Raw genomic sequence first — 26,572 nt, forward strand, 5'->3', positions numbered from 1 at the left:
CCGTCGGGCACCGCGGTCCGGCGGCCCGACGACGCCTTGCCCCTCAGCGGCGTGCCGGGTTGGACAGCCGTCCGATGCCTTCGACGTCGACGTCGAACCGCTGGCCGTCGGTGATCATGCCGACACCGGCGGGTGTTCCGGTGAGGATGATGTCACCGGGCAGCAGCGTGAAGGCCTGCGACACGTAGGCCACCAGCTCGCGTGCCCCCCAGATCATGTCGCTCGTGGAGCCGTCCTGACGGAGTTCGCCGTCCAGCGTCCCGCGGATGCTGAGGTTCTCGGGATCGAGGTCGGTCTCGATCCAGGGCCCGATCGGGCAGGAGGTGTCGAAGCCCTTCGCGCGGGCCCACTGGTCGTCGGTCTTCTGGACGTCCCGCGCCGTCAGGTCGTTGGCGCAGGTGTAACCGAAGACGACGTCGTCGACGCGCTCGAGCGGGACGTCCTTGCAGATGCGCCCGATGACGACGGCCAGTTCGGCCTCGTAGGAGATCTGGTCGGAGAAGGAGGGCAGCATGATGGGGTCGCCGGGGCCGATGACCGAGGTGTTCGGCTTGAGGAACATCAGCGGCGCGGCCGGAGTCTCGCTGCCCATCTCCTGGATGTGGTCGGCATAGTTACGGCCGATGCCCACGACCTTGCTGCGCGGAATGACGGGGGCCAGGAGCCGGACGTCCTCCAGGGCATGGCGTGCGCCGGTGAGCTGGACGCCGGCGTAGAAGGGGTCGCCCTGGATGACGGCGACTTCCTCGCTCCCGGGGGCTCCCTCCACGACTCCGAACGTTGGGTCATCATTTACGACAAAGCGTGCGATTCGCATAGCGCCAGCCTAACGTGAGGTGTTGTCCGCGGAGCGCGCCCGAATATGCTTTGCTCACACCGAGGAGTTGACCCGCACCTGGACGTGAAGAGATACCGCGGGACTTAAAAGAGATACCGCGGGCACTCCCTCCCCAGAGACGAGGGTGCCCGCGGTATCAGTACTGCGGATCAAGCCGGATTGCTCAGATACCTGATGAGACGTCAGGTATCTGCCGAGTTGGCTAGAAGGGCCAGGCGCCGACGCGGTCCGTCGAGGAGACGGTGGAATCGGAACCGGCCTTGGCGGGAGCAGCGTTCGCAGCTGCGGCACCGCCGCTGACGAGGAGGGTGGCGAGCAGGAGGGCGGAGGTGAAGCGCTTCATGATGTACGTCCTTTTGGCTTGATCGACAGTGGTGGGAGTCCCGCTTAACTACCACGGCGTCCTCCGTATTTATCGTAAGCCACACCAGTCACTTCTGTAACAGAATTCCCGAAGTTATTTTGAACTATTTCCGCAGGATTGTCCCCTGAGCCTTTCCCCCCGAGAATGGTATGAGTCAGCCCGCCAACCGGAAGTCGAAGGTACGCATGTCCCATCAGCGCGATCCTGGCGAACGCATGCTGCTCGAGTTCCAAGCCCGTGACGCGTGGAACCAGCGGAATTATGCGGCCGCGCAGAAGCTCGCCGAGCAGTGGGCCGCAATGTCGTCTGCGCACCACGAAGAGGAGAGCTGGTGGAACGCCTCCTTCCTGGTGTCGGAGTGCCTCCGCAAACAGGACCTGATGGACGAGTCTCGGAAAATCGCTGATCAACTCGCGGCCCACCCCCTGACACAGCAGTCGGTGGCACTTCAGGCGCGGGTCTTCACCCTGCGTGCTTTCGCCGCACAGGGCAGCGGAGACCTGACCACAGCCGTTTCGGCAGCCCGGAGCGCGGCCGCAGCAGCCCTGACCGAGCCGGTCCACAGCGCGATCGCCATCGAGGCGCAAAACGCGCTCATCGCGTCTTTGGCCGAGAGTGTCCTCCTGGAAGATGCATGGCGAGAGTGCCTCGTGCTAGCCGACCTGCTGAGAAAAGACCCGGACAACAGGTATGCGGGCCAGTCCTACTGGGCCATCGGCAACGTAGCCTTCCTCCTTACACACATCACCGAGGGTGTCGCGTATCACCAGGAGGCCGCCAAGAACCTGTCGCCCACCAACGACCTCGACCTCTGGGCCCGCTTCAATCACGGCTCCGCACAGGTCCGCCTGGCCGCGGGAGTCGTCGAGCCCGAAACACTCGAGTGCATCGAGCGGGCCGAGCTCGCCAACTCCATCGTCGGTGGGACCGAACGTGACCGCCTCGAGTTGAAGCTGACTCGCGCTCACTGGCTCGTCCTGACCGGACAGTACGACGCCGCCATCGAGAAATTGAACGAGATCATCGAACAGAAGCACCTCCTGGCATCGCATGTCGCGGCCCAGGCTCACCTCCTGCTCGGACGAGCGCTGGCGGCACTCGGGAATGGCGGAAGCGCCGTCGCGGATCTCGAGCTGAGCGAGGATCTGTTCCTGCAGTCCGGGGCCGAGGACCGTGCCTCCAGTGCGCGGGCACTGATCGACAGCATCCAGGGCCAGTGAAAGTCGCGGTGCCGGCGCGGCGGAGCCGGATCGGTCGCCCTGACCACCGGGGGGAAGTCAAGCAAAAACCTGCCAAACCCGTGTTCGCAGTGGGGTGTGCCAGCCGAGGAATCTGGCATAGAGTCTTCAGCAGGCCCCGGTCGGGCCGGGCGTTTTCCCCCATTACTCCCACCCTGGCCGGGGCTTCTTCGTGCCCGGACCGGCCCAGTCGCAGTGCGGTACGCACGGACTCGGCATGTCCGCAGGATCCGGGGCGAGGAATGCTAACCTAGCCCCCGTCAGGTAGTGCGGAAGCATCATCGCACCGCCTGCTGCAGGACCTGCGCGACGGCAGAGGCCGATGCGCTCCATTCCTTGTTCGGCGGGGACAATTCGGGGGTAGTGCCATGACGACGGTCATCGTCCGCAGCATGCAGCCCTGTTCCGGTAACGCGGCCGGACCGGTTCCCGACGGTCGTCGTGCAGCGCGACCTCCCTCTGGAACGTACGCTGGGACCGATGAGCGCTGACAAGGACCCCCGGCTCGCGATGCTGGTCGAGAGCATCGTCCGGCTCTCCCGGGGAGAACTCAGCAGCCGCATCGAACCCTCGACCGCGAGGGACGAGGTGGACGCCGTCATCACCGGCGTGAACCTGCTCGCCGAGGAGCTCGAGCAGGTCTACGAGCAGTTCGAGAAGCGCGTCGAGAGCCGCACCGCCATGCTTCGCCAGGCACACCTGGACATGATGAAGATGGCGATGTCCGACGCCCTGACCGGCCTCGCCAACCGCGTCGCGCTGATGGAGGGGATCGAGGAAGCGCTCGGCCAGGCCGCGAACGGAGCACCACCCCCGGCTCTCCTGCTCCTCGACCTGGACAGCTTCAAGAACGTGAACGACCGCTTCGGCCACGATGCCGGTGACCGCGTGCTCCAGGAGGTGGCGAAGCGGCTCAACAGCGTGGTCCGTGAGAGCGACCTCGTGGCGCGCCTGGGCGGCGACGAGTTCGCGATCCTGCTTCCTGCCGCATCCAAGGACGTCGCCACACAGGTGGCGCGCCGCGCCCTCGAAGTCCTGAACGAACAGATCCAGCTGGACTCGCTCCACGTCACCGCCAAAGCGAGCATCGGCGTGCGCCTCGGCACGCCCGGCCAGACCGCCGACGACCTCCTGCTGGACGCTGACACGGCCATGTACGCGGCGAAGCGCGAGGGCCGCAGCATCATCAAGGTCTTCGAGCCCGTGATGCTGTACTCGCGGCAGCTCCGGAGCCAGATGGCCACGGAGCTGCGCGGTGCCATCAGTTCCGACGAACTCATCCTGCACTACCAGCCGGTGGTGGAGCTCGCCACGAACCGGATCCTGGGGGTCGAGGTCCTCGTCCGGTGGCAGCACCCCCTGCGCGGACTGATCCCCCCGGACACCTTCATCCCGTTGGCCGAGGAGATCGGGGTCATCCACGACCTGGACCGCTGGGTCATGTCCACCTCGCTGCGGCAGCTTGCCGAGTGGCGGAGGGACCTCGCGCTCGACGACGACTTCCAGCTGAGGGTCAACCTGTCCGCCGTCGAACTCAAGCAGCTCGACCTCGTCGACCACGTGCGGTCCCTCCTGCGGGCACTGGACCTGCCGGCGCACAGCCTCGTGATCGAGATCACCGAGACGGCGATCGTGACGCGGGGTGAGGTGGAGATGTACTCGCTGCTGAGCCTGCAGCAGCTCGGGGTCGGCATCGAGATCGACGACTTCGGAACGGGCTATTCCTCCATCAGCTACCTCCGTGAACTGCCCGTCAGCATGGTGAAGGTGGATCGCTCCCTCCTGGTGGAGCTGAACACGAGGGCCGGCCAGCTCGAGTTCGTCGCGGCGATCCTGCAGCTCATCCGGGCTGCCGGACTCGAAGCGGTCTTCGAGGGTATCGAGACGCGGGAGCAGGCGGACCAGTTGCGGGAGCTCGGCTGCGCCAGCGGCCAGGGGTACTACTTCAGCCGGCCCCTGCCCGCCGACGACGCGTCAGCGCTGCTCGCAACCACGCGTCATCTCCGCGCGGGCGAGGGTATCGACGGTTCGGAGATCGCGCCCTCCCGCTGACGGGCCGGGCGACTCCGAGGCGCAGGCACCCGATGATGCACTCGCGTTGATACGGACGGCGCCTGACGGACCCTTTCGGGGCCTGCCGGGCGCCGTTTCCAGCGATCGGTCTCAGACGAGGCGCGTCAGCCAGCCGTGCGTGTCCTCCACGACGCCGGTCTGGATCCCCAGCAGCTGGCTCCTGATCGACATGGTCACCTCGCCGGCCGGTGCACCCGCCGAGCCGATGAACTCGTCGCCGTCGCGCAGCTGCCCGATGGGCGTGATGACGGCGGCCGTACCGCAGGCGAAGACCTCGGTGATGTCGCCGCTGGCGACGCCGTCGCGCCATTCGTCCAGCGTGATCTTGCGTTCGCTCACCTGGAGTCCCCGGTCCCTGCCGAGCTGGATGATCGAGGACCGGGTGACACCCTCGAGGATGGTGCCGGAGAGCGCAGGAGTGACGAGGGAACCGTCACGGAACACGAAGAAGACGTTCATACCCCCGAGTTCCTCGACCGCGTTGTCGTTGAACTGGTCGAGGAACAGCACCTGCTTGCAGCCGTGCGCTTCGGCCTCGAGCTGCGCCGCGAGCGATGAGGCGTAGTTGCCGCCGGCCTTCGCAGCTCCGGTACCGCCGCGTCCCGCACGGGCGTAGTTGCGGGAGACCCAGATGTCCACGGGCTTCACCTCGCCACCGAAGTAGTTGCCGGCGGGTGACGCGATCACCCGGTAGGAGACCTCACGGGCGGGCCGGACGCCGAGGAATGCCTCGGTGGCGATCATGAAGGGCCGGAGGTAGAGGCTCTCCCCGTCGCCGGAGGGGATCCAGTCGGAGTCGGCCGAGACGAGCTGGCGCAGGGACTCGAGGAACAGTTCCTCGGGCAGCTGGGGCAGGGCGAGGCGGACTGCGGAGCGGTTCAGGCGGGCTGCGTTCGCGTCGGCCCGGAAGGTCCACACGGAGCCGTCGGCGTGCCGGTAGGCCTTCATGCCCTCGAAGATCTCCTGGCCGTAGTGCAGCACGGCGGCTGCCGGATCCAGCGCGATGGGCCCGTAGGGTTCGAGCCGGGCATCGTGCCAGCCCCCGACCCCGGACGCGTCGACACTGAAGTCGACGATGGCCGTGTGGTCGGTGAAGAAGTTGCCGAAGCCCGGGTTCGCCAGCACCGCCTCCCGCTCCTCGGCCGACTTCCGCTGCGTCGACAGGTGCTGGGCGAACTGGGTATCGGTGGCTGTCATGGTTCCTCCGCTGGAACGGACTGCACGCGCGGCATGGCCGCCGTCGCCCGTGGTGGTCAGTGCTCCGGCACTGGGTTAATGATGTGTAACCACCTTAGGACACGGCAGCGGCAATAGCATCGCCGATGGCCGAGGTGCTGCGGGCACCGGAACGCGACGCGATGTCCTGCTCGACGGCCTGCTCGATCCGCTGGGCACGGGTATCGAGGCCGAGGTGGCGGAGCAGGAGCGCTCCGGACAGGATCGCGGCCGTCGGGTCCGCGACCTGCTGGCCGGCGATGTCCGGGGCCGACCCGTGCACCGGCTCGAACATCGAGGGGGCGGTGCGGTCCATGTTGAGGTTCGCGGAGGCCGCGAGGCCGATCCCGCCCGAGACCGCTGCCGCCAGGTCCGTGACGATGTCACCGAAGAGGTTGTCCGTGACGATGACGTCGAAGCGCGAGGGGTCGGTGACGAGGAAGATCATCGCGGCGTCCACGTGCAGGTAGTCGTGGTGGACGTCGGGGAACTCGGCGGCGACGGCCTCGACGGTGCGCTTCCACAGGTGGCCCGCGTACACGAGGACGTTGTGCTTGTGGACGAGTGTCAGCTTCTTCCGGCGCCCCGAGGCACGCGCGAAGGCGTCGCGCACGACCCGCTCCACTCCATGAGCGGTGTTGAGGGAGACCTCCGTGGCCACCTCGTGGGGCGTCCCACCGCGCAGCGTTCCCCCGTTGCCGGTGTACGGCCCCTCCGTCCCCTCCCGCACGACGACGAAGTCGATGACGCCGGGATCGGCCAGCGGACTGGCTACGCCGGGGTACAGCTTCGAGGGCCGCAGGTTCACGAAGTGGTCCAGGGAGAAGCGGAGCTTCAGCAGGAACTCCCGCTCGATCAGCCCCGAAGGGATCCGGGTGTCGCCGGGGGCGGCCCCGACGGCACCGAAAAGGATGGCGTCGTGGCGCCGCAGCTGCTCCAGGGTCGCGTCGGGCAGGGTCTCCCCCGTGGCCAGCCAGTGCTCCGCCCCCAGCTCGTAGTCGGTCAGCGAGAGCTCGACGTCGTCGCCGACCGCCGCACGCAGCACCTTGACCGCCTCCGCGGTCACTTCCGGGCCGATTCCGTCTCCGGGGATGACGGCGAGGTCGATACGGTGCGGGGCATCAGTCATGGTTCCAGCGTAGGAAAGCCGCAGCATGCGCAACAATCCGTCCGCAGGATGAGACGACGCCTCCACCCTGGGTCGGATGTGCGACAGGAACCGGCCCGCCTAGAGTTGGGCCCCATGGACCTCCACCTGCGGCTGGCGCACTGGGTGCGCACGCACCCGGGGCGGGTCGACGCCTGTCTCGCCGCGGCGATCTTCGTCCTCCTGGTCCTGCCCTTCGCCGTCAGCGGTGTCCCGGGGTACTGGCTGATCGTCGTCGTGTCCACAGCCCTGGTCCTGCCCCTGGCCTGGCGCCGGTCGCGGGTCATGCTCTCGGCCGGCGCCGTCGCGGGAATCTCCGTCCTGCAACTCGTCACCGGCGTCGACCCCGTTCCCGTGCAGTTCGTCATCCTCATCACGCTTCACACCCTCGCCGCCCACGGTCCGCGGTGGGCCGGGCTGGCGGCTCTCGGACTCGCCATCGCCGGAGCCGCCATCGGCCTGGTGCGGTACGGCGACATGATCGGAGTGGGAGGCACCCCCTCGGTGCTCGCCACGGTGCCGTTGTTCCTGATCCTGCTCTTCCTCGTAGAATCACTCGTCCTCCTCGCCTGGACGGCGGGCGACCTCGCCCGGTCACGGAGGCTGACGTACCAGGCGCTGGAGGACCGGACCCGCCGCCTGGAGGTCGAGCGGCAGCAGGAGCGGGACCTCGCGGCGGCGGACGAGCGCAGCCACATCGCCAGGGAGATGCACGACATCGTGGCGCACTCGCTCTCCGTGATCATCACGCAGGCCGACGGTGCACGGTACGCGAGTGCGCAGGCACCGGAGCTCGCCGTTTCGACGCTCGGCACGATCGCCGACACGGGCAGGGGCTCGCTGCGCGAGATGCGGCGGCTGCTGGGCGTGTTGCGGGGCGACGAGATCGCCTCCACCCGGCCCCTCCCGACACTCGACGACATCGATCCCCTGATCCAGTCGGTGCGCAGGTCCGGAGTGCGGGTCACCTGGCGCCGCGGCGGCACCCCGCGCCGGCAACTCCCCCTCGGCGCGGAACTGACCGGGTACCGCGTGGTGCAGGAGTCCCTGACGAATGTCCTCAAGCACGCGGGTGCGGACACGACCACCGAGGTGGTGCTCGACTACGGACCGCGTGGCCTGACCATCACGGTGGACGACGACGGACGCGGGGCGGCCGCGGACCCCGCCACCGCGGGTGCGGGCCAGGGAATCAAGGGGATGACCGAGCGCGTGCGCCTCTACGACGGCAGCGTCTCCGCTGGGCCGCGTACCGGCGGCGGGTACCGTGTCGAAGCGTTCATCCCGTACACGCAGGCGTAAGCCGGCACGACAGCACACATCCGCCAGCATCGGAGAACGGAACCACCGTGGACAGCACTACCAGCAGCACTGTCGGTACCCCTATCAGCACCGCCATCAGCACCCCCGGCACGATCGGGAGCGACGCCACTCCGATCCGCGTGGCCATCGTCGATGACCAGCACCTGGTCCGCAGCGGATTCGCGATGCTCATCGGGTCGCAGCCGGACCTGGAGGTCGTCTGCGAGGCGGCCAACGGTGGAGAAGCGGTTCGGCTTCTTCCAGCCATCCCTGCCGACGTCGTCCTGATGGATGTGCGCATGCCGGGCATGGACGGCATCGAAGCGACGCGCCGCATCCTCGCCGCGTACGAGGGCGACCCTGGAACCACGGGACCGCGCATCGTCGTCCTGACGACGTTCGACCTGGACGAGTACGCGCTGTCCGCGATCCACGCCGGGGCAAGCGGCTTCCTGCTCAAGGACGCTCCGCCCGAGGAACTGCTCGAGGCGATCCGCACCGTGCACCGCGGCGACGCCGTCATCGCCCCGTCGACCACGCGGCGCCTGCTCGACCACGTGGCCCCGCTGCTGCGCCAACCCTCGGCGACCCAGAAAGCCCACGCCGCCGCGGTGGCACGACTGACGGCACGCGAACGCGAGGTCTTCGAACTCATCGCCCAGGGCCTGTCCAATCCGGAGATCGCCGGAAGGCTCGTCCTGTCCGAGGCGACCGTGAAGACGCACGTCGGGCACATCCTCGCGAAGCTCGAGGCCCGCGACCGCGTGCAAGCCGTCGTCCTGGCGTACGAGACGGGCATCGTCCGCCCCTGACCACGGGGCGTGGGTCGGACAAGGACCACGGTCCCCGCCGGTGACGCTGCCCCTCATCCCGCGGTATGAGGTTTCCGGCCGGAACCCCGGCCCTGGCGCCGATCCGCCGCAGCGCCGGGAAACCTAGCGTGGGAGCATGACGATCTCCACGAACTCCACCGACCTGCCCGGCCGCCTCCCGGTGCCGGCCTCACCCCCTGCAGCGGCCGCCGTGGCCGCGCGCGACGTCTCCAAGAGCTACGGGCGCGGGGAGACCGCCGTCCACGCGCTCCGGAACGTCTCGCTCGACTTCGAGCAGGGACGCTTCACCGCCATCATGGGGCCGTCCGGGTCCGGCAAGTCGACGCTCATGCACTGCCTCGCGGGTCTGGACAGCATCGATGCCGGGAGACTCTGGATCGGCGGGACGGATATCACCGGGCTCGCCGATGCCGCCCTCACGCGGCTCCGGCGCGAGCGCGTGGGATTCGTCTTCCAGGCCTTCAACCTCGTGCCCACCCTGACCGCGGAGCAGAACATCACGCTTCCGGTGGCGCTGGCCGGCGGCACAGTGGACACCGCCTGGCTGCAGCAGATCTCCTCCTCCCTGGGCCTGACGGACCGTCTGTCCCACCGCCCCCACGAGCTCTCCGGCGGTCAGCAGCAGCGGGTCGCCGTCGCGCGTGCCCTGCTGACGAGGCCGGACGTCATCTTCGGGGACGAGCCTACCGGCAACCTCGATTCCGCGACAGGGGCCGAAGTGCTGTCCCTGCTGCGCCGCAGCTGCCGCGAGATGGGCCGCAGCATCATCATGGTCACCCACGATCCGGTGGCGGCCTCCTACGCGGACCGCATCCTGCTCATGCGGGACGGCGCACTTGTGGGCGAACTCGACCAATCGACACCGGACGCCATCCTCGGCGCCCTGGCGAAGCTGGGGGCCTGACGTGCTGCAGGTAGCCCTCGCCCAGGTCCGGGTCCACGCACGGCGCCTCCTTGCCGTCGGCCTCGCCGTGATGCTCGGCGTGGCCTTCCTCTCCGCGACCCTCATGGTCGATGCGACCACCAGGGCCAGCCTCGGCCAGAGCATCGGCGCCTCCTACGCCAAGGCGGATCTCGTGGTGTCGGACCAGGACGGCGGCACCGTCCCCTCCGGCCTCGCCGACGAACTCGCCGCCGTTCCCGGGGTCGAGGCCGTCCATGGCCTGGAGCGCGCCTATGGTCAGCTGGCCACGGGGGCGGAGACGTCCCTCGCCGTCCTGACGTCGACGGCTCCGGCCCGGCTGGAGACCGCGCGGGTCGTGGAGGGCTCCTACCCGTCCGAGCCCGGCGACGTGGCACTGGACGACGCCTCGGCCGCGCGTCTCGGTGTCGTCCCCGGGGACACCGTCGCCGTGGACTCCGGCGCTCCCTCCACCTCCCTGGGCCATGCCCTGACGGTCACGGGTCTGACGGCACCGAGTGCGGACCCCACGCAGTCCGGCGCGGTGCAGGTCCTCGCGTCCGCGTCCGTCGTGCGCGAACTCGGCGGCGGGGAGACCGCCTTCCGCAACGTCCAGCTCGGCCTGCGGCCGGGAGCAGATCCGGCCGTGGTCGCCGCAGCCGCCGTTCCGGTCCTCGACGGCTCACCGACCGGTGCCGGGACGCTCTCGGTCCGTACGGCGAACGATCAGACTGTTGCGGATGTCGCGCAGCTGTCGAGCGGCAATGACGCCCTCACGGGGATCCTCCTGGCCTTCGCGGCCGTCGCCGTCCTCGTCGCCGGACTCGTCATCTCGAACACCTTCTCCGTCCTGGTGGCGCAGCGGACGCGGGAACTCGCCCTGCTGCGCTGCATCGGTGCCCAGCGGCGTCAGGTGCGGACGTCGGTGCTCGTCGAGGCGGCCGTCGTCGGTCTGGCGTCATCGGTGCTCGGGGTGGTGCTCGCCGTCGGGGCGATGTCCGCGCTCGTGGCCCTCGCACGGCAGACCGAGTTCGGCTCCTTCGCCGTCCTGGCCGTTCCGCCCTCGGCCGTCATCATCGGCGGGGTCACCGGTGTACTGATGACACTCCTCGCAGCACTCGTTCCCGCGCGGGCCGCGACCCGGGTCGCCCCGCTGGCCGCGCTCCGTCCCGTCGAGCCGCCGGCAGCAGGGACCAGGAGCGGTCGTGCACGGCTCACCGTCGGTTTCGCAGCCCTCGTCGTCGGCGGCGCGCTCCTCCTGCTCGGCGCCGTATCCGTCGCCCTCGTCCAGGCGGTCGTCGGCGGCGCCGTGTCCTTCCTCGGCATCGTCCTCCTCGCGCCGTTCTTCGTGCCCGCGAGCGTTGCCACCGTCGGCAGGATCGCCCGCCCGCTGGGAGTACCCGGCACCCTCGCATCGGTCAACGCCGTCCGGAATCCGGCGCGCACCACCGCCTCGTCGGCAGCGCTGATGGTCGGCGTGACGCTCGTGACCATGATGATGGTCGGTGCACAGACCGCGCGGACGTCGTTCGACCGCGAGCTCGACGAGAACTACGCGGTCGACCTCGAGGTCTCGGGACTCGGTGCCGCGTCCACCGCACTGGACGGAGCGGCGTGGACGCCGCGGAGGGCTGCCGTCCCGACGCTCCTGCAGGTCGACGGCGTGCAGTCCGTCGTCGAACTCACCCCGGTCCTGTTCACGAGCACGGACGACGGTGGAGCCCTCGTCTACGCCGTCGACCCCGCGGACGTAGCAGGAGTGCTCCGCTCGCAGGGCACAGCCCTGACGGACGGCATGATCCTGGCCCCGCAGACCTGGACGCAGTCGGAAATCACTCTGGAGACCCGCGACGGCTCAGCCACCCTGCCCGTCACGGCCACCGACGCCACGTTCTTCCAGCCGCTCATCACCATGGCTACGGCGCAGCAACTCGGCGGGGCCCCGGTCGGTGCCCTCTCGGATTTCCTCGCCGGGACAGGCACTGAGGACGCGCAGGGGCAGGCGGGGAGCAGCCTCGCCACCTACTTCGGTGCGACCCTCTGGTTGAAGCTCGATGACGGGCTCGACGCGCAGGCCGTTGCGGACGTCCGGTCGCGCATCACCGATGCGACCGGCATCTCCGAGTACCAGGTCACCGGAGCGGCGATCGAGAGGGCGTCCTACCACCAGATCATCGACGTCCTGCTGCTGATCGTCACCGCCCTGCTCGCCGTCGCCGTCCTGATCGCACTCATCGGCGTCGCCAACACGCTGTCCCTCTCCGTGCTGGAGCGGCGCAGGGAGAACTCGCTCCTCCGTGCCCTCGGTCTCACACGGGCCCAGCTGCGCGGGATGCTGGCGGTCGAGGCGGTGCTCATCGCGGGAGTCGCGGCGCTCCTGGGCTCCGGCCTCGGCGTCCTCTACGGCTGGCTCGGAGCGCAGGCGGCGCTGGGCGGGATCGCCTCCGTCAGCCCGTCCGTGCCGGCCGGCCAGATCGGGGCGGTCATCGCGGTGGCGGTCGCCGCGGGGCTGCTGGCCTCCGTACTCCCCGCCCGCCAGGCTGCACGGCTCTCACCCGTCGCGGGACTCGCGATGAACTGACCCTCCAGCGCACGGCGTCCTCGATTCACGCTCCGAGCGGCATATATTAGGGACATTGCAGCAGAGGGTCGGAGAGGACACCGTGGCGCAGGAGGCACAAGCAGGGGTTCGCGGTGAGGCATCTGCCGTCGTCGCGTCCCCGTCAGCGGAGGACTGCGCCGAGCTGCAGCGTATCCTCGCCGCCGGCGGCTATCCCTCCAGGGCTGCCATGACGCCGGAGGCGCTCCTCGACGAGGTGCTCGCGGCGCGACCGGATGTCCTGCTCGTGGACCTGGAGACGGCGCTCGCCTACGCAGGGTCCCTGGCCGACCTCGTCGCAGAGCACCCCCAACTCGCCCGCCTGCCCGTGATCCTCCTCCTGCCCGAAGCCGGTACCCACGCCTTGCCGGATGCGGTGACACCCTTCGTGTCGGACGTCGTCTTCCGCCCGGTCACCCCCGCAGAGCTGCTGCACCGTACGCACGCCGCGATCGCCCGGCAGCAGCGCCACCTGCAGCAGAGGACGTCATCGGCCCGCCTGCGCGAGGAGATGAGGCGGATCTCCGCCCGTATCCGTGCCACGAACGATCCGGCGGCGATGGTGGACCAGTTCCTCCCGGCAGTCGGACGGGCGCTCGGCGCACACCACCTCGTGCTGCAGATCTTCGACGACGAGCGCGTCGCCGCCCGGAGCAGCACCTGGACCAGCGACAGGCGCGAGCCTCCCGCCGCCCCGCTGCGGGTCCACCAGGAGGCCTCCCTCGCCCTCGCGCTGAGGCTCTGGGAGGAGTCCTCGAGTGCGAGGTTCAGCACCGGTGCGGCCGTCCCCGGTGTGCGCGACGTCGAGGCTCCCCAGTGGCTGTGCGACGTCGCGGGCAACGGCAGCACGGTCAGCGGGGTCGTTGCAGCGCTCGGTGAGGGGGACACCCCGTTCGGCCTGCTCTGGATCATTAGCGAGGAGACGCCGCTCGCCTGGTCCGGCGTCGAGAGCGCGCTGACGCAGCATGTCCTCGGCAACCTCGCCCACGGGCTGATCCAGGCACAGCTCATCTCCCGGCAGCAGCAGGCCGTCCGCAAACTGAGCGCCCTCAACCGGGCGAAGAGCGACTTCGTGGGGACCGTGAACCACGAGCTGAGGACTCCGCTCGCATCGATCGCCGGGTACCTCGAGATGATCCTCGACGGCGTCGGCGGCGAGCTGCCGCCGGAGGCCAGCACGATGCTCCAGGCCGTCGAGCGCAACACCGCGAAGCTGAGTGAGCTCATCGAGCACATCTCGGCGGTCTCCTCGCGGGACGCCGACGCATCCGAGCACGGCCCCGTGGATCTCGTCCACCTCGTCTCGCAGCTGACGGGCCGCGCCGTGCTGCAGGCCTCGGCCGGCGGCATCACGCTGGACTCCGTGCTGCCGGACCACTCCGTGACGGTCTCCGGCGACCGCGAGCAGCTCTCCGCAGCCCTGGCCATCGTGCTGTCCAACGCCATCAAGTTCACGCCGGAGGACGGCACGGTCTTCGTCGGCCTCACGCACGAACCCGACGAGGGACACGTGGTCGTCGTCGTGCGCGATACCGGCATCGGCATCCCCCCGGACGACCTGCCCCGACTGTTCGAGTCCTTCCACCGGGCGGCCAACGCGAACCAGGTCCTGCCGGGAGTCGGGCTCGGCCTGTCCATCGCGAAGAAGACCTTCGAGGCGCACCACGGGACTATCACGATCGAATCGAGCCTTGGCGTCGGCACCGCCGTCGCGATCACGCTACCGCTGTTGAGCCACGCTCCCGTAGGGTGATGAGCTGGACGAATCACGGAAGGACTTCCCTATGACGCCCGCCGCGAACGGCATCCCGGTACGCCAGCTGGACCTCGGGACGCTGCTGCCCTACCTCGACCTGCACCTCGTCGGCGCGACCAACGGGGTGCGCCTCTTCGGTGCGGCACGGGTCTCCTGGGCCGGGACTCCCTACGAGGAGGACTTCGCCCGCCTTCGCCGCGAGATCGACCAGGAGCGCGCCTTCCTCAAGCGCCTGATCAAGGCTCTGGGCCACCGGCCGAGCCTCCCGAAGATGGCGATGGCACGCGCCCTGTCCGTCGTGGCGGAACTCGATCCGCTCAACCCGACGAGGCGCAGGGCGAACGCCGGCGCCCAACTGGAACTCGAGGCCCTCCAGTCCCTGCTGAAGGGCAAGGAATCACTCTGGTCCACACTCCTCGCGCTGTCCGAGGATGCCTCGGCGTCCGCGGGCGACGCGGTGCTCAACCGCCCCGTCCTGGAGCAGCTGCTCGACGCCTCGAAGCGCCAGCAGGAGACCGTCGCCCGCGTCATGACGCAGACGGCCGCGGACCGCTTCCTGCGGCGCTGAGACCGCGGGAAGCGGGCCGCTACGGTCAGGACGCCGCGGGTTCCTCGTACTTGGGGAACACCGGCGACGGTGCGGGCAGGGCGGTCCCCGGCTCGATGCGCCGGCCGAGCGCACTGAAGAGACGCCGGGCGTCGTCGGCCTCCGTGCCCTGGCCGAGCGCCGTGAGGATCTGCCCGGCGCTGCCCGGCATGACGGGCTGGGCGAGGACGGCGACCACCCGGAGGACCTCCAGGGTCACGTACAGGACCGTGTTCATGCGCTCGGGGTCGGTCTTCCGCAGGACCCAGGGCTGCTGATCGGCGAAGTAGGCGTTCGTATCGCCGAGGACAGCCCATACGGCTTCGAGGGCACGGGAGAACTCCTGCCGGTCGTACGCGGCGCGGCTTGCCTCCAGCAGGGCATGGGCCTGGTCGAGGATCGCCGTGTCGGCCGGTGCGAACGCTCCCGGCCGGGGCACCGCGCCGCCGCAGTTCTTCGCCACCATGGACAGTGACCGCTGGGCCAGGTTGCCGAAGTTGTTGGCGAGGTCGGCGTTCATCCGCCCGACGACGGCCTCGTGGCTGTACGAGCCGTCGGCTCCGAACGGGACCTCGCGGAGGAGGAAGAAGCGCACGGAGTCGAGGCCGTACTGGTCCACCCAGTCCGCAGGCGCCACGGTGTTGCCGAGCGACTTCGACATCTTGACCCCCCGGTTGTGCAGGAAGCCGTGGATCATGACGCGCTTCGGCAGCTCGAGGCCCGCGGACATGAGGAAGGCGGGCCAGTAGATGGCATGGAAGCGCGAGATGTCCTTGCCGATCACATGGACGTCGGCGGGCCAGTACGTGCGGAACCGTTCCGAGTCCGTGTCGGGGAAGCCGACGCCGGTGAGGTAGTTGGTCAGGGCGTCCACCCAGACGTACATGACGTGCCGGTCGTCACCCGGGACCGGGACGCCCCAGTCGAACGTCGTGCGGCTGATGGAGAGGTCCTCGAGCCCGCGCCGCACGAACGAGATGACCTCGTTGAAGCGGGACTGCGGCGCACCGAACTCCGGCTGCGACTCGTAGAGGTCGAGGAGCTTCTGCTGGTAGGCCGAGAGCCGGAAGAAGTAGCTCTCCTCCTCGGTCCAGGTGACCTCGGTGTCGGTCTCCTTCGAGTACCGCACGCCGTCCTCGCGGACCTCGGTGTCGTCCTCCGCCCAGAAGGCCTCGTCCCGCACGGAATACCAGCCGGCGTACTTGTCGAGGTAGATGTCCCCGTTCGCCTCCATCCGCTTCCAGATCGCGGCGGCCGCGGCGTAGTGGTCCTCGTCCGTGGTCCGGATGAAGCGATCGTAGGAGGTCCCGACGACGTCGTTCATGTCCCGGAACGCCCGCGCGTTGCGCGTGGCGAGGTCCCGGACGGGGATGCCCTCCCGGTCCGCGGCCTGCTGCATCTTGAGGCCGTGCTCGTCGGTGCCCGTGAGGTACATGACGTCGAAGCCGTCGAGTCGCTTGAAGCGGGCCATGGCATCCACGGCGATGGTCTCGTAGGCGTGGCCGATGTGGGGCACGCCGTTGGGGTAGGAGATGGCCGTGGTGATGTAGAACGAGGGCTTTGCGTCAGCTGGGGAGGTCACCCTATGAAATTACCCCGGCACTCCCCGATTCACCCAAGCGTGGCGGCTGCCGTGCCGACGGCGTCGAGTGCGAGCACGGCGTGGACGCCCCACGTCTGGTTGGCGATCTGCGTGACCCGGAGGTCGACGACGGAGCTGGCCAGGGCCAGCGCGGCCGTCCGCTCCAGGCCGTGGAGCTGCTGGAGCCAGGTGAGCATGGCTCCGAGGGCCTCCGCTGTCGCCCGGTTGAGGTCCGCGTCGAACCCGAACGTGATGCGCGCGGTGGGCGTGACGGCGTGGATGGTGTGGAGCGGCGCGTCCCGCACGAGGCCGACCGTGACGGTCGACGTCATGCCGCACTCGATGGCCGTACCGCCGACCTCCCCGTCGCCCTGCGCGGCGTGCCCGTCCCCGAGATGCAGCAGCGCGCCGGGCACGGTCACCGGGAGGAAGAGCGTGGAGCCGGCCGTCAGCTCCCGGCAGTCGATGTTGCCGCCACCCGCCGAGCGCGGCGGCGTCGTCGAGTGCTCCCCCGGCTCGGCGGGCGGCAGGCCGACCACGCCGAGGAACGGGGCGAGGCGGACGACATGCCCGTACTGGTTGGTGCCGGTGCCGGCGGCGCTGTCGAGGTCCCACAGCAGCCACGCGGGCTCCGCACCCTCGAGGCCCAGGCTGCGGGTGAAGGCGTCATCCCGCCGTCCTGCGCGGGTCCAGCCCCAGTCCCCGGGCTCGAGGGACTCGAACCGGACGGCCAGCACGTCGCCCGGGACGGCCCCGGCGACCTCGATGGGCCCGGTGAGGGCGTGCCCCTGCCGGGAGGGGAACCGGTAGGGCGTGACCGCGCCCGGCGTCGCCTGCCGCTCGAGGTGGCCCCAGGCGTCGAGGGAGTCGACGACGACCCGGTCCCCCGGCTCGATCCGCAGGACCGGCGGGGTATCCCTGGACAGGACCTGCGTCGCCGTCGCAGGCTCGGCCGGTAACCGGTGCAGAGCCATTGGATCCCCTCGCCCGTCCTGGCCGCTCAGTCCTGGAGGTCCACTTCGCGGGCCACCGACGCGCCGATCTCGGAACGGATGGCGTCGAGGACGTCCTGGGGCACGGAGCTGTCCACGGTGAGGAGGGAGAGCGCCTGGCCGCCTTCCGTGTTCCGTGCCACCTGCATGCCCGCGATGTTGATGTCCCGTTCGCCGAGGAGGCGGCCGAGCGCGCCGATCACGCCGGGGCGGTCGGTGTAGAGCAGCACCAGGAGGTGGTCGCTGATGGGGATCTCGAGGTCGTAGCCGTTGACACCGACGAGCTTCTCCACCTGCTTCGGACCGGTCAGGGTCCCTGCCACGGAGATCTGCGTGCCGTCGGAGAGCGCCCCACGGAGGCGGAGCACGTTGCGGTACTCCTCGGACTCGGGCGTGGTGACGAGCCGGGTCGTGATGCCGCGCTGTTCGGCGAGGATGGGCGCGTTCACGTAGGAGACCTTCTCGGAGACGACGTCGGTGAAGACGCCCTTGAGCGCGGCGAGCTCGAGGGCCTTGACGTCGAGGGCGGCGATCTCACCGGCTACCTCGATGTCGATCTGGGTCAGGGATGCGTGCGTCAGCGCGGTAAAGATCCGCCCGAGCTTCTCCATGAGCGGGATGCCGGGACGGACGGCCGGGTCGATGACGCCACCGGCCACGTTGACGGCGTCGGGGACGAGTTCGCCGGCCAGGGCGAGCCGGACCGACTTCGCGACGGAGATGCCGGCCTTCTCCTGGGCCTCCTCGGTGGACGCCCCGAGGTGCGGTGTCACCACGACGCTGTCGTGGGCGAAGAACGGGAGGTCGGTGCTGGGCTCCCGGACGAAGACGTCGACGCCGGCGCCGGCGATCTGTCCCTGCTCGAGTGCGGTGTGGAGCGCGGCCTCGTCCACGAGGCCTCCCCGTGCCACGTTGACCACGTAGGCGGTGTCCTTCATGATCGCGAACGCGTCGGCGCCGAGCATCCCGACGGTCTCCGGGGTCTTCGGCATGTGGATGGTCACGAAGTCGGATTCGCGCAGCAGTTCGTCGAGGGACACGAGCCGCACGCCGAGCTGAGCCGCCCGGGCCGAGGTCACGTAGGGGTCGTAGGCGAGGATCTGCGTGCCGAAGCCCTGGAGGCGCGCCGCGACGAGCGCGCCGATGCGTCCGAGCCCGATGATGCCGATGTTCTTCTCGTACAGCTCCGTGCCGGAGTACTTGGAGCGCTTCCACTCCCCCGCCTTGAGGGCCGCGCTGGCCTGGGGGATGTTGCGGGCGAGGCTCAGGATGTGGCCGACCGTGAGTTCGGCGGCGGAGATGATGTTCGACGTCGGTGCGTTCACGACCATGACGCCGGCCCTCGTCGCGGCCTTGATGTCGACGTTGTCGAGGCCGACTCCCGCGCGGGCGATGACCTTCAGCCTGGGCGCGGCCGAGATGGCTTCCTCGTCCATCTGCGTCGCGGAGCGGACCAGCACGGCGTCGACGTCGGCGAGGGCGGCGAGGAGCTGGGCGCGGTCTGCGCCGTCGGTGCTGCGGATCTCGAAGTCGGGTCCCAGTGCTTCGACGGTGGCGGGTGAGAGTTCTTCGGCGAGGAGGACGACGGGCTTGGTGGTCACGGGAGAATTCCTTCTGCGGTGGGCTTGCGGGATCAGGACGGGATCAGCCGGGCACGGTCAGGACGGGAGGAAGCGGGCCCGGGCACAGGTCCGGCAGGACACCTGCTCGTCGCTGAGCGTCGATCACGTGTCCTGCCGGCAGTGGGGGCGCTAGCGCGCTACGGAACCCTCGGTGTAGTCGTCGTTCGTCTTGATCCACGAGAAGAGCTTGCGGAGCTCGCGGCCCGTGCTCTCGATCGGGTGGTCCTCGCCCTTCTTGCGCAGCTCGGTGAACTCGGGCGCTCCGGCGTCCTGGTCGTCGATGAAGCGCTTGGCGAAGGCACCGTTCTGGATGTCCGCGAGGACGGCCTTCATGTTCTCCTTCACCTCGGGGGTGATGACGCGGGGGCCGGAGACGTAGTCGCCGTACTCGGCCGTGTCGGAGACGCTCCAGCGCTGCTTGGCGATGCCACCCTCGACCATGAGGTCGACGATGAGCTTGAGCTCGTGCAGGACCTCGAAGTACGCGACCTCGGGCTTGTAGCCTGCCTCCGTCAGCGTCTCGAAGCCGTACTGGATCAGCTGCGAGGCCCCGCCGCACAGGACGGCCTGCTCGCCGAAGAGGTCCGTCTCGGTCTCCTCGGTGAAGGTGGTCTCGATGACGCCGGCGCGGGTGCCGCCGATCGCCTTCGCGTAGGACAGTGCGAGGTCGCGTGCCTTGCCCGATGCGTCCTGCTCGACGGCGATCAGGTCGGGGACGCCGCGGCCGGCCTCGAACTCGCGGCGGACGATGTGCCCGGGGCCCTTCGGGGCCACGAGGGCGACGTCGACGTCGGAGGGCGGCTGGATGTAGCCGTAGCGGATGTTGAAGCCGTGGCCGAAGAACAGGGCGTCACCGGCCTGCAGGTTCGGTGCGATGTCCTCCTTGTACACGTGGCGCTGTACCTGGTCGGGCGTGAGCACCATGATGAGGTCGGCTTCGGCGGTCGCCTCGGCGACCGAGAGGACCCGGAGCCCCTCGGCTTCGGCCTTGGCACGCGATGCCGATCCTTCCTTCAGGCCGACGCGCACGTCGACGCCGGAATCGCGCAGGCTCAGCGCGTGGGCGTGGCCCTGGCTGCCGTAGCCGATGACGGCCACGGTGCGGCCCTGGATGATCGAAAGGTCTGCATCGTCGTCATAGAACAACTCGGTCACGGGTGTTTCTCCTCTTGTGGGTGGTGCTGGGAAGGTCTGGAAGGGGTGCCGTCAGGCGCTGCGCAGGGCGCGGTCGCTCATCGACTTGGCGCCACGGCTGATGGCGAGGGTGCCGGACTGCACGATCTCGCGGACGCCGAACGGCTCGAGGACGGACAGGAGCGCCGAGAGCTTCTCGGGTGTTCCCGTCGCCTCGATGATGAGCGAGTCGATCGCCACGTCGACGACCGACGCGCGGAACAGGTCCGCGGCCTGGGTCACCTGCAGGCGCGTCGCCGCGTCTGCCCGGACCTTGATCAGGACGTGGTCGCGCTGCACCGACTGCTCGGTCGTCAGTTCGACGATCTTGATGACGTTGATGAGCTTGTTCAGCTGCTTGGTGACCTGCTCGAGGAGATCTCCCTCGGCTTCCACCACAACGGTGATGCGGGACATGCCCGCGACCTCGGTCGGTCCGACCGCAAGTGAGTTGATGTTGAACGCGCGCCGGGCGAACAGGCTCGCGACGCGGGTCAGGACGCCGGGCACGTCCTCGACGAGCACGGAAAGGGTGTGTCGTGCCATGATCAGTCCTCCTGTTCCCATGTCGGGGTCATGTTGCGGGCAATCTGGATGAGGTCGTTGCTGACGCCCGAGGGCACCATCGGCCAGACCATGGAGTCGCGGCTGACCACGAAGTCGATGACGACGGGGCGGTCGTTGATCGCCAGCGCCTGCTCGATCGTCGCGTCGATGTCCTCGTCCCGCTCGCAGCGCAGGCCCACGCAGCCGTAGGCGTCGGCGAGCTTCACGAAGTCCGGGACGCGCACGGTGTCGTGGCCCGTGTTGAGGTCGGTGTTCGAGTAGCGGCCCTCGTAGAAGAGGGTCTGCCACTGCCGCACCATGCCCAGCGAGGAGTTGTTGATGACCGCGACCTTGATGGGGATGTTGTTGATGACGCAGGTGGCCAGTTCCTGGTTGGTCATCTGGAAACAGCCGTCGCCGTCGATCGCCCACACCACGCGGTCCGGGTCGCCCACCTTGGCGCCCATCGCGGCCGGCACGGAGTAACCCATGGTGCCGAGGCCGCCGGAGTTGAGCCAGGCGTGCGGGCGCTCGTACTGGATGAACTGCGCCGCCCACATCTGGTGCTGCCCCACGCCCGAGACGAAGACGCCCTCGGGACCGGTCAGTTCACCGATCCGCTTGATGACCTGCTGCGGTGCCGACAGACCGTCCTCGGGCTGCGTGAAACCGACCGGGTAGGTCTCGCGCAGGTGGTTGAGGGTCTTCCACCAGGCGGAGAGGTCCGGCCGCTCCTGCGTCTCGAACGCGTCGCGGACGGCGGCGGTCAGCTCGGGGATGATCTCCTTGACGGACCCGACGATGGGCACGTCCGCGGCGCGGTTCTTGGAGATCTCCGCGGGATCGATGTCCGCGTGGATGACCTTCGCGTTCGGGGCGAAGCTGGAGAGGACTCCCGTGACGCGGTCGTCGAACCGCGCTCCGAGGGTGATCAGGAGGTCAGCCTGCTGCAGCGCCGTCACGGCGGAGACGGAACCGTGCATCCCGGGCATTCCCACGTGCTGGTCGTGGGAGTCGGGGAAGACGCCGCGGGCCATGAGGGTGGTGACGACGGGGGCGCCGACGAGCTCGGCCAGCTCCTTCAGCTCCACGGAGGCGTGGGCCTTGACCACGCCGCCGCCCACGTAGAAGACGGGGCGCTGCGCGGTGGTGATGAGGCGGGCCGCCTCGCGGACCTGCTTGGAGTGGCCGCGCACCACGGGCCGGTAACCCGGGATGTCCACCTTGGGCGGCCAGGAGAAGGTCATGCTGGACTGCTGGGCGTCCTTGGCGATGTCCACCAGCACGGGCCCGGGACGCCCCGTGGTCGCGATGTGGAAGGCCTCGGCGAGGACGCGGGGGATGTCCTGCGCGTTGGTCACGAGGTAGGAGTGCTTGGTGATGGGCATCGTGATGCCGACGATGTCGGCTTCCTGGAACGCGTCCGAGCCGATGAACGCACTGGAGACCTGACCCGTGATGGCCACCATGGGCACCGAGTCCATGTGGGCGTCGGCGATGGCCGTCACGAGGTTGGTGGCACCCGGACCCGAGGTGGCGATGCAGACACCGGGCCGACCGGTCACCATGGCGTAGCCCTGCGCCGCATGGCCTGCACCCTGCTCGTGCCGCACGAGGACGTGCCGGAGCTTCGTGGAAGCCAGCAGGGGGTCGTACGTCGGAAGGATCGCTCCCCCGGGAAGACCGAAGACGTCGTCGACGCCGAGTTCCTCGAGGGACCGGACGATCGCCGCGGAACCGAGCATCTCGGTGGGGCCCACGACGTTGTTGGGGCCACGGACGGCGCTCGCCGGGACGACGGGTGCTGTCTCACGCGCGGGTGCTGCGGGAGGTGCTGGCCTTGCTGCCAGCAGCGCTGGGCTGATGGGCGATCCCTTGGACATCTTCGGCTTCCTTTGGAACGGTCGCTGCACTGCTGCAGCTATGACTGCGGATTGACTTCCGCGCGCTTCTTCTGTGCCAACAAGGTGTGTCAACAAAAAAACCCCTCAGCCTTGTCGGGCTCTGTGAGGGGTTGCGCGTGACTGTAGTCGTCTACCGGACGGGCTTCAGGCCACGCGCTGGGTAAGGACGACGACTACTGGTTCGGGCTGCATACCTGTAGTTTCCACGCCCCCGCGAAAGGGTGTCAACCGCACCCCTGCTTGTCTCACATGATGGACACCGGCGTCCAGTGAGTGGACCCACCCCTGGTGTCGGCACTGCCCGGAACAGGAGGACATCCCGTCCCGGGCAGCGCCGGCGGCATCCCTAACCCGTGACCGCGCCCTTGGATGCGGAGTGCACGAGCTTTGCGTATTTCGCCAGCACGCCCTTCGTGTAGCGGGCCGGGAGCGGCTCCCAGCCCACCCTGCGCTGCTCGAGTTCCGCCTCGTCGACGAGGAGGTCGAAGCTCTTCGCCGCGATGTCGACGCGGATGCGGTCGCCGTCGCGCACGAAGGCGATGGGGCCGCCGTCGACGGCTTCCGGCGCCACGTGGCCGATGCACAGGCCGGTGGTGCCTCCGGAGAAGCGGCCGTCCGTGAGCAGGAGGACGTCCTTGCCCAGGCCGGCGCCCTTGATCGCACCGGTGATGGCGAGCATCTCGCGCATGCCGGGGCCGCCCTTGGGTCCCTCGTAGCGGATGACGAGGACGTCGCCGGCCTGGATCTCGCCGGCGTCGAGCGCATCGAGGGCGCCCTGCTCACGCTCGAACACGCGGGCGGTGCCCTCGAAGACGTCGGCGTCGAAGCCGGCACTCTTCACCACGGCACCCTCGGGGGCCAGGGAGCCGTGCAGGATGGTGATGCCACCGGTCTTGTGCAGCGGGTTGTCGAGCGCGCGAAGGATCTTGCCGTCGAGGTCCGGCGGGTCGATCTCCGCGAGGTTCTCCGCGAGGGTCTTGCCGGTCACCGTCAGGCAGTCGCCGTGCAGCAGGCCGGCGTCGAGCAGCGCCTTCATGATGACCGGCACGCCGCCCACCTTGTCGACGTCGTACATGACGTAGCGGCCGAAGGGCTTGAGGTCGCCGAGGTGCGGGATCCGGTCACCGATGCGCGTGAAGTCGTCGAGCGTCAGTTCGACCTCGGCCTCACGGGCGATGGCCAGCAGGTGGAGGACGGCGTTGGTCGAACCACCGAAGGCCATGGTGACCGCGATGGCGTTCTCGAACGCCTTCTTCGTCATGATGTCGCGGGCCGTGATGCCAAGGCGCAGCAGGTTCACGACGGCCTCGCCGGACTTCCGCGCGAACATGTCGCGGCGGCGGTCGACCGAGGGCGGCGCTGCCGACCCGGGCAGGGACATCCCGAGGGCCTCGCCGATGCAGGCCATCGTGTTCGCCGTGTACATACCGCCGCAGGCGCCCTCTCCGGGGCAGACGGCGCGTTCGATGCTGTCGAGGTCCTTGTGGCTCATCTTGCCGGCGGCGCACGCGCCGACCGCCTCGAAGGCATCGATGAGGGTGACTTCCTTCTCGGTCCCGTCCTCGAGCTTCGCGAACCCCGGCATGATCGTTCCCGCGTACAGGAACACCGAGGCGAGGTCGAGGCGGGCCGCCGCCATGAGCATGCCCGGAAGGGACTTGTCGCACCCGGCGAGGAGCACCGAACCGTCGATGCGTTCGGCCTGCATCACCGTCTCCACCGAATCCGCGATGACCTCACGGGAGACGAGCGAGAAGTGCATGCCCTCGTGGCCCATCGAGATGCCGTCGGACACGGAGATGGTGCCGAACTGCATGGGGAACCCTCCCCCGTCACGCACGCCCTCCTTGGCTCCCTCGGCAAGGCGGTTGAGGGACAGGTTGCAGGGAGTGATCTCGTTCCAGGAGCTGGCGACGCCGACCTGCGGCTTCGCGAAGTCCTCGTCGCCCATACCCACGGCTCGCAACATCCCGCGGGACGGTGCCGCATGGATGCCGTCGGTGACGACGCGGCTTCTTGGCTTGATGTCTGGCTTTGTTTCCTCGGTCATGGTAGAAGTCTAGGCCCGTGTAACAGGGGGATTTCGCCATGTGACCCGCCTGTTACAGCGGCCCCTGCGCCGACCGGAAGGGCCGCGCCTCCCCGCCCGGGTCCTCGTGCGGCGGCTCCCTGCTCCGGTACAGTGTGGATTTCGCGGGCGATCCTTTCGGCCCGCCGGCCGGGCACACCGCGAACCATCCCTTCGGGGACCAGTCCGACAGCCTCCTACCGCAACGGCATGATATGACTCCCGATGATCCCTCCGGAACCGGCCGACCGCTCCCTGGCGGGCAGGGACTGAAGAACGCCCTCCGCCGCGTGTTCGACGGGCAGATCCCGAACTACGGCGACTACAACCTCGTCTTCGCGGCGCCGTACGCACGGGGCCCCGAGGGCCCGGCGTATCCGATCGGCTACGTGGTGGGGTACCGCTGGAAGCCCGCCGAGCTGATGATCGCGCCGGTGGACCTCGCGGCCATCAGGGGCGCGGGCGTCCCCGTCGAGATCAACATGACCAATCTCGCGCACGCCCTGCAGTGGGTCGAGGACGGCAGCTACGAGGTGGGCACGAGCACCGGCCGGGTCTTCCGCTTCGGCGTCAGCGCGGACCCGGTCCTCGATATCGGTCCCGGCACCCCGATGAGGCTGACGCAGGACGACGACCTGGCCGACTTCGACTCCTTCATGGACGCCTTCATCGCCATGGCCTGAGCCCGAGCCAGGGTCCACGCCGAGCCGCGCCTAGCCCCAGGGTCCGCGCCGTACGAGGTTGGCGGGTTCCTGTCCGCGGCCGAGCAGTTCGACCTGGCGCCTCAGCAGCGCGAGGATCCGGGGTGGGAAGGCACCGGTGTTGCCCCCGACGTGCGGCGTGATGAGAACGCCGGGAGCACTCCACAGCGGGTGGCCCTCGGGCAGCGGTTCGGGGTCGACGACGTCGAGCGCCGCCTTCAGGCGGCCTGCCACGACTTCCCGGGTGAGGGCCTCGGTGTCCACCACCGCGCCGCGGGCGACGTTGACGACGAGCGCGCCGTCGGGCAGGGCCGCGAGCACGTCCTTCCCGATGAGTCCGCGTGTGGCCTCGGTGAGCGGCGTGATCACCACGACGACGTCGTGGTGGGGGGCGAGGTCCACCAGTTCGTCGCTGCCGTGGACGTGGCCGAGGGTGTCGTCGCGTGCGGCGCTGCCGACGCGGGTGACCTGCGCCTCGAAGGTGTCCAGGCGCCTGCGGATCTCCTCGCCGATGCCGCCGACACCCACGAGGAGGACCCGGCGGTCCGCGAGCCCGGGATAGCGTGCGCTGTGCCACCGGCCTTCGGCCTGCTGGCGGACGGCGTCGTCGATCCCGCGCAACGAGGCCAGGGCGAGCCCGACGGCGAGTTCGGCGGTGGCCGCCGCGTGCACTCCCGCAGCGGTCGCGATGGCCACATCGGGTCCCAGGAGGTCCGGGACGCCGTCGTACCCCGTGGACTGCGTCTGGACGAGCCGAAGGTTCCGCGCGGCGTCGAGCGCCCCGTCGAGGTGTGCGCGGCCCGTGTACGGCAGCACCGCGGCATCGAGGTCGGCGGGGTCGAGGCCCTCCGGTGCGCCCTGGAAGTCCCAGAGCACGACGTCGACGGCGGGGGAAGCGCCGGCCAGCGCGTCCCGCAGGTCGGCGGTGGGGACGCTCAAGGTACGGACGGTCGGGGCATCGGGGCTCGTTGCGGGAATCGTCATGGCGCCAGCCTAGGGGCTCCGGCGGAATCGGCCTCGCCGGACGGTGCGGACACGGTGCGGAGAAGGTGTCCCGAGCGGAGGTCGGGGAGCCGGTTTCATGTTTCGGGCGAAGTGCTGGTAGAGTTTCATGCTGTTGCGGATGAGCCAA

Annotated in this window: 21 protein-coding genes; 9 read left to right on the forward strand and 12 right to left on the reverse strand. The window is 69.2% G+C overall.

Annotated elements, in window-relative coordinates; translation table 11 throughout:
- Positions 1 to 43 precede the first annotated feature (43 nt).
- Together ACX80J_RS12505 and ACX80J_RS12510 are read right to left on the reverse strand one after the other, a co-directional pair.
- Positions 44 to 817 (reverse strand): fumarylacetoacetate hydrolase family protein, encoded by a 774-nt coding sequence (locus ACX80J_RS12505; RefSeq protein WP_459343423.1) that lies wholly within the window; start codon positions 815 to 817, stop codon positions 44 to 46.
- Positions 818 to 1,040: 223 nt separating this feature from the next.
- Entirely contained in the window at positions 1,041 to 1,181 is a 141-nt protein-coding gene (locus tag ACX80J_RS12510) for a hypothetical protein (RefSeq protein ID WP_459343424.1), read from the reverse strand.
- Positions 1,182 to 1,351: 170 nt separating this feature from the next.
- On the opposite strand from ACX80J_RS12510, the gene ACX80J_RS12515 reads away from it, so the two are divergent.
- Positions 1,352 to 2,422 carry a hypothetical protein gene (locus ACX80J_RS12515; RefSeq protein WP_459347999.1) on the forward strand — a complete coding sequence of 357 codons (1,071 nt, stop codon included), beginning with the start codon at positions 1,352 to 1,354 and terminating at the stop codon, positions 2,420 to 2,422.
- 498 nt (positions 2,423 to 2,920) lie between these two features.
- Positions 2,921 to 4,492: a putative bifunctional diguanylate cyclase/phosphodiesterase gene (locus ACX80J_RS12520; protein WP_459343426.1), complete on the forward strand. Its 1,572-nt coding sequence runs from the start codon at positions 2,921 to 2,923 to the stop codon at positions 4,490 to 4,492.
- Positions 4,493 to 4,603: 111 nt separating this feature from the next.
- On the opposite strand, the gene ACX80J_RS12525 is transcribed toward ACX80J_RS12520, so the two are convergent.
- On the reverse strand, positions 4,604 to 5,710 hold the full coding sequence (locus ACX80J_RS12525; protein WP_459343427.1) for a branched-chain amino acid aminotransferase: 1,107 nt from the start codon (positions 5,708 to 5,710) through the stop codon (positions 4,604 to 4,606).
- Positions 5,711 to 5,804: 94 nt separating this feature from the next.
- Complete coding sequence (locus tag ACX80J_RS12530; protein WP_459348000.1) at positions 5,805 to 6,857, reverse strand: 3-isopropylmalate dehydrogenase; 1,053 nt, start codon at positions 6,855 to 6,857, stop codon at positions 5,805 to 5,807.
- A gap of 114 nt (positions 6,858 to 6,971) precedes the next feature.
- Here ACX80J_RS12530 and ACX80J_RS12535 point away from each other — a divergent pair, with 114 nt between their 5' ends.
- The 6 genes from ACX80J_RS12535 to ACX80J_RS12560 all read left to right on the forward strand — a co-directional run bounded on the left by ACX80J_RS12535 (position 6,972) and on the right by ACX80J_RS12560 (position 14,834).
- Positions 6,972 to 8,177 (forward strand): sensor histidine kinase, encoded by a 1,206-nt coding sequence (locus tag ACX80J_RS12535; protein WP_459348001.1) that lies wholly within the window; start codon positions 6,972 to 6,974, stop codon positions 8,175 to 8,177.
- 140 nt (positions 8,178 to 8,317) lie between these two features.
- Positions 8,318 to 8,989 (forward strand): response regulator, encoded by a 672-nt coding sequence (locus ACX80J_RS12540; RefSeq protein WP_459343898.1) that lies wholly within the window; start codon positions 8,318 to 8,320, stop codon positions 8,987 to 8,989.
- Positions 8,990 to 9,125: 136 nt separating this feature from the next.
- Positions 9,126 to 9,914 (forward strand): ABC transporter ATP-binding protein, encoded by a 789-nt coding sequence (locus ACX80J_RS12545; protein WP_459343430.1) that lies wholly within the window; start codon positions 9,126 to 9,128, stop codon positions 9,912 to 9,914.
- A 1-nt stretch (position 9,915) separates the two neighbouring features.
- A complete protein-coding gene (locus ACX80J_RS12550; RefSeq protein ID WP_459348002.1) occupies positions 9,916 to 12,492 on the forward strand; it encodes an FtsX-like permease family protein in 2,577 nt (858 codons plus the stop codon).
- 55 nt (positions 12,493 to 12,547) lie between these two features.
- The gene (locus ACX80J_RS12555) at positions 12,548 to 14,263 is read left to right on the forward strand and encodes an ATP-binding protein (RefSeq protein WP_459348003.1); all 1,716 of its coding nucleotides are present in this window, start codon (positions 12,548 to 12,550) and stop codon (positions 14,261 to 14,263) included.
- Positions 14,264 to 14,294: 31 nt separating this feature from the next.
- Positions 14,295 to 14,834, forward strand: coding sequence for a hypothetical protein (locus ACX80J_RS12560; protein ID WP_459343433.1), 540 nt, complete (start codon positions 14,295 to 14,297; stop codon positions 14,832 to 14,834).
- A 25-nt stretch (positions 14,835 to 14,859) separates the two neighbouring features.
- Here the strand turns inward: ACX80J_RS12560 and metG are convergent, their stop codons facing one another.
- The 7 genes from metG to ilvD all read right to left on the reverse strand — a co-directional run bounded on the left by metG (position 14,860) and on the right by ilvD (position 24,721).
- Positions 14,860 to 16,434 (reverse strand): methionine--tRNA ligase, encoded by a 1,575-nt coding sequence (metG, locus tag ACX80J_RS12565; protein ID WP_459348004.1) that lies wholly within the window; start codon positions 16,432 to 16,434, stop codon positions 14,860 to 14,862.
- Between the two features lie 29 nt (positions 16,435 to 16,463).
- Positions 16,464 to 17,408 (reverse strand): acetamidase/formamidase family protein, encoded by a 945-nt coding sequence (locus ACX80J_RS12570; RefSeq protein ID WP_459348005.1) that lies wholly within the window; start codon positions 17,406 to 17,408, stop codon positions 16,464 to 16,466.
- A 26-nt stretch (positions 17,409 to 17,434) separates the two neighbouring features.
- Positions 17,435 to 19,027 (reverse strand): phosphoglycerate dehydrogenase, encoded by a 1,593-nt coding sequence (serA, locus tag ACX80J_RS12575; RefSeq protein WP_459343436.1) that lies wholly within the window; start codon positions 19,025 to 19,027, stop codon positions 17,435 to 17,437.
- 150 nt (positions 19,028 to 19,177) lie between these two features.
- Complete coding sequence (ilvC, locus tag ACX80J_RS12580; RefSeq protein WP_301227042.1) at positions 19,178 to 20,203, reverse strand: ketol-acid reductoisomerase; 1,026 nt, start codon at positions 20,201 to 20,203, stop codon at positions 19,178 to 19,180.
- Between the two features lie 51 nt (positions 20,204 to 20,254).
- On the reverse strand, positions 20,255 to 20,767 hold the full coding sequence (gene ilvN / locus ACX80J_RS12585) for an acetolactate synthase small subunit (protein WP_087076134.1): 513 nt from the start codon (positions 20,765 to 20,767) through the stop codon (positions 20,255 to 20,257).
- Positions 20,768 to 20,769: 2 nt separating this feature from the next.
- Positions 20,770 to 22,650 carry an acetolactate synthase large subunit gene (locus tag ACX80J_RS12590; protein WP_459343437.1) on the reverse strand — a complete coding sequence of 627 codons (1,881 nt, stop codon included), beginning with the start codon at positions 22,648 to 22,650 and terminating at the stop codon, positions 20,770 to 20,772.
- A 367-nt stretch (positions 22,651 to 23,017) separates the two neighbouring features.
- On the reverse strand, positions 23,018 to 24,721 hold the full coding sequence (ilvD, locus tag ACX80J_RS12595; protein WP_459348006.1) for a dihydroxy-acid dehydratase: 1,704 nt from the start codon (positions 24,719 to 24,721) through the stop codon (positions 23,018 to 23,020).
- A 233-nt stretch (positions 24,722 to 24,954) separates the two neighbouring features.
- Here ilvD and ACX80J_RS12600 point away from each other — a divergent pair, with 233 nt between their 5' ends.
- On the forward strand, positions 24,955 to 25,422 hold the full coding sequence (locus ACX80J_RS12600; RefSeq protein WP_459343439.1) for a hypothetical protein: 468 nt from the start codon (positions 24,955 to 24,957) through the stop codon (positions 25,420 to 25,422).
- Between the two features lie 30 nt (positions 25,423 to 25,452).
- Here the strand turns inward: ACX80J_RS12600 and ACX80J_RS12605 are convergent, their stop codons facing one another.
- Complete coding sequence (locus ACX80J_RS12605) at positions 25,453 to 26,424, reverse strand: 2-hydroxyacid dehydrogenase (RefSeq protein WP_459343440.1); 972 nt, start codon at positions 26,422 to 26,424, stop codon at positions 25,453 to 25,455.
- Between the last annotated feature and the right edge of the window lie 148 nt (positions 26,425 to 26,572).

This window comes from Arthrobacter rhamnosi, from assembly GCF_054510975.1.

Excerpts from the sequence above, each read along its gene's own strand:
- ACX80J_RS12505 (WP_459343423.1), bottom strand. The coding sequence starts at position 817 with ATGCGAATCGCACGCTTTGTCGTAAATGATGACCCAACGTTCGGAGTC.
- ACX80J_RS12510 (WP_459343424.1), bottom strand. The coding sequence starts at position 1,181 with ATGAAGCGCTTCACCTCCGCCCTCCTGCTCGCCACCCTCCTCGTCAGC.
- ACX80J_RS12515 (WP_459347999.1), top strand. The coding sequence starts at position 1,352 with ATGAGTCAGCCCGCCAACCGGAAGTCGAAGGTACGCATGTCCCATCAG.
- ACX80J_RS12520 (WP_459343426.1), top strand. The coding sequence starts at position 2,921 with ATGAGCGCTGACAAGGACCCCCGGCTCGCGATGCTGGTCGAGAGCATC.
- ACX80J_RS12525 (WP_459343427.1), bottom strand. The coding sequence starts at position 5,710 with ATGACAGCCACCGATACCCAGTTCGCCCAGCACCTGTCGACGCAGCGG.
- ACX80J_RS12530 (WP_459348000.1), bottom strand. The coding sequence starts at position 6,857 with ATGACTGATGCCCCGCACCGTATCGACCTCGCCGTCATCCCCGGAGAC.
- ACX80J_RS12535 (WP_459348001.1), top strand. The coding sequence starts at position 6,972 with ATGGACCTCCACCTGCGGCTGGCGCACTGGGTGCGCACGCACCCGGGG.
- ACX80J_RS12545 (WP_459343430.1), top strand. The coding sequence starts at position 9,126 with ATGACGATCTCCACGAACTCCACCGACCTGCCCGGCCGCCTCCCGGTG.
- ACX80J_RS12560 (WP_459343433.1), top strand. The coding sequence starts at position 14,295 with ATGACGCCCGCCGCGAACGGCATCCCGGTACGCCAGCTGGACCTCGGG.
- ACX80J_RS12570 (WP_459348005.1), bottom strand. The coding sequence starts at position 17,408 with ATGGCTCTGCACCGGTTACCGGCCGAGCCTGCGACGGCGACGCAGGTC.
- ilvN (WP_087076134.1), bottom strand. The coding sequence starts at position 20,767 with ATGGCACGACACACCCTTTCCGTGCTCGTCGAGGACGTGCCCGGCGTC.
- ACX80J_RS12590 (WP_459343437.1), bottom strand. The coding sequence starts at position 22,650 with ATGTCCAAGGGATCGCCCATCAGCCCAGCGCTGCTGGCAGCAAGGCCA.
- ilvD (WP_459348006.1), bottom strand. The coding sequence starts at position 24,721 with ATGACCGAGGAAACAAAGCCAGACATCAAGCCAAGAAGCCGCGTCGTC.
- ACX80J_RS12600 (WP_459343439.1), top strand. The coding sequence starts at position 24,955 with ATGACTCCCGATGATCCCTCCGGAACCGGCCGACCGCTCCCTGGCGGG.
- ACX80J_RS12605 (WP_459343440.1), bottom strand. The coding sequence starts at position 26,424 with ATGACGATTCCCGCAACGAGCCCCGATGCCCCGACCGTCCGTACCTTG.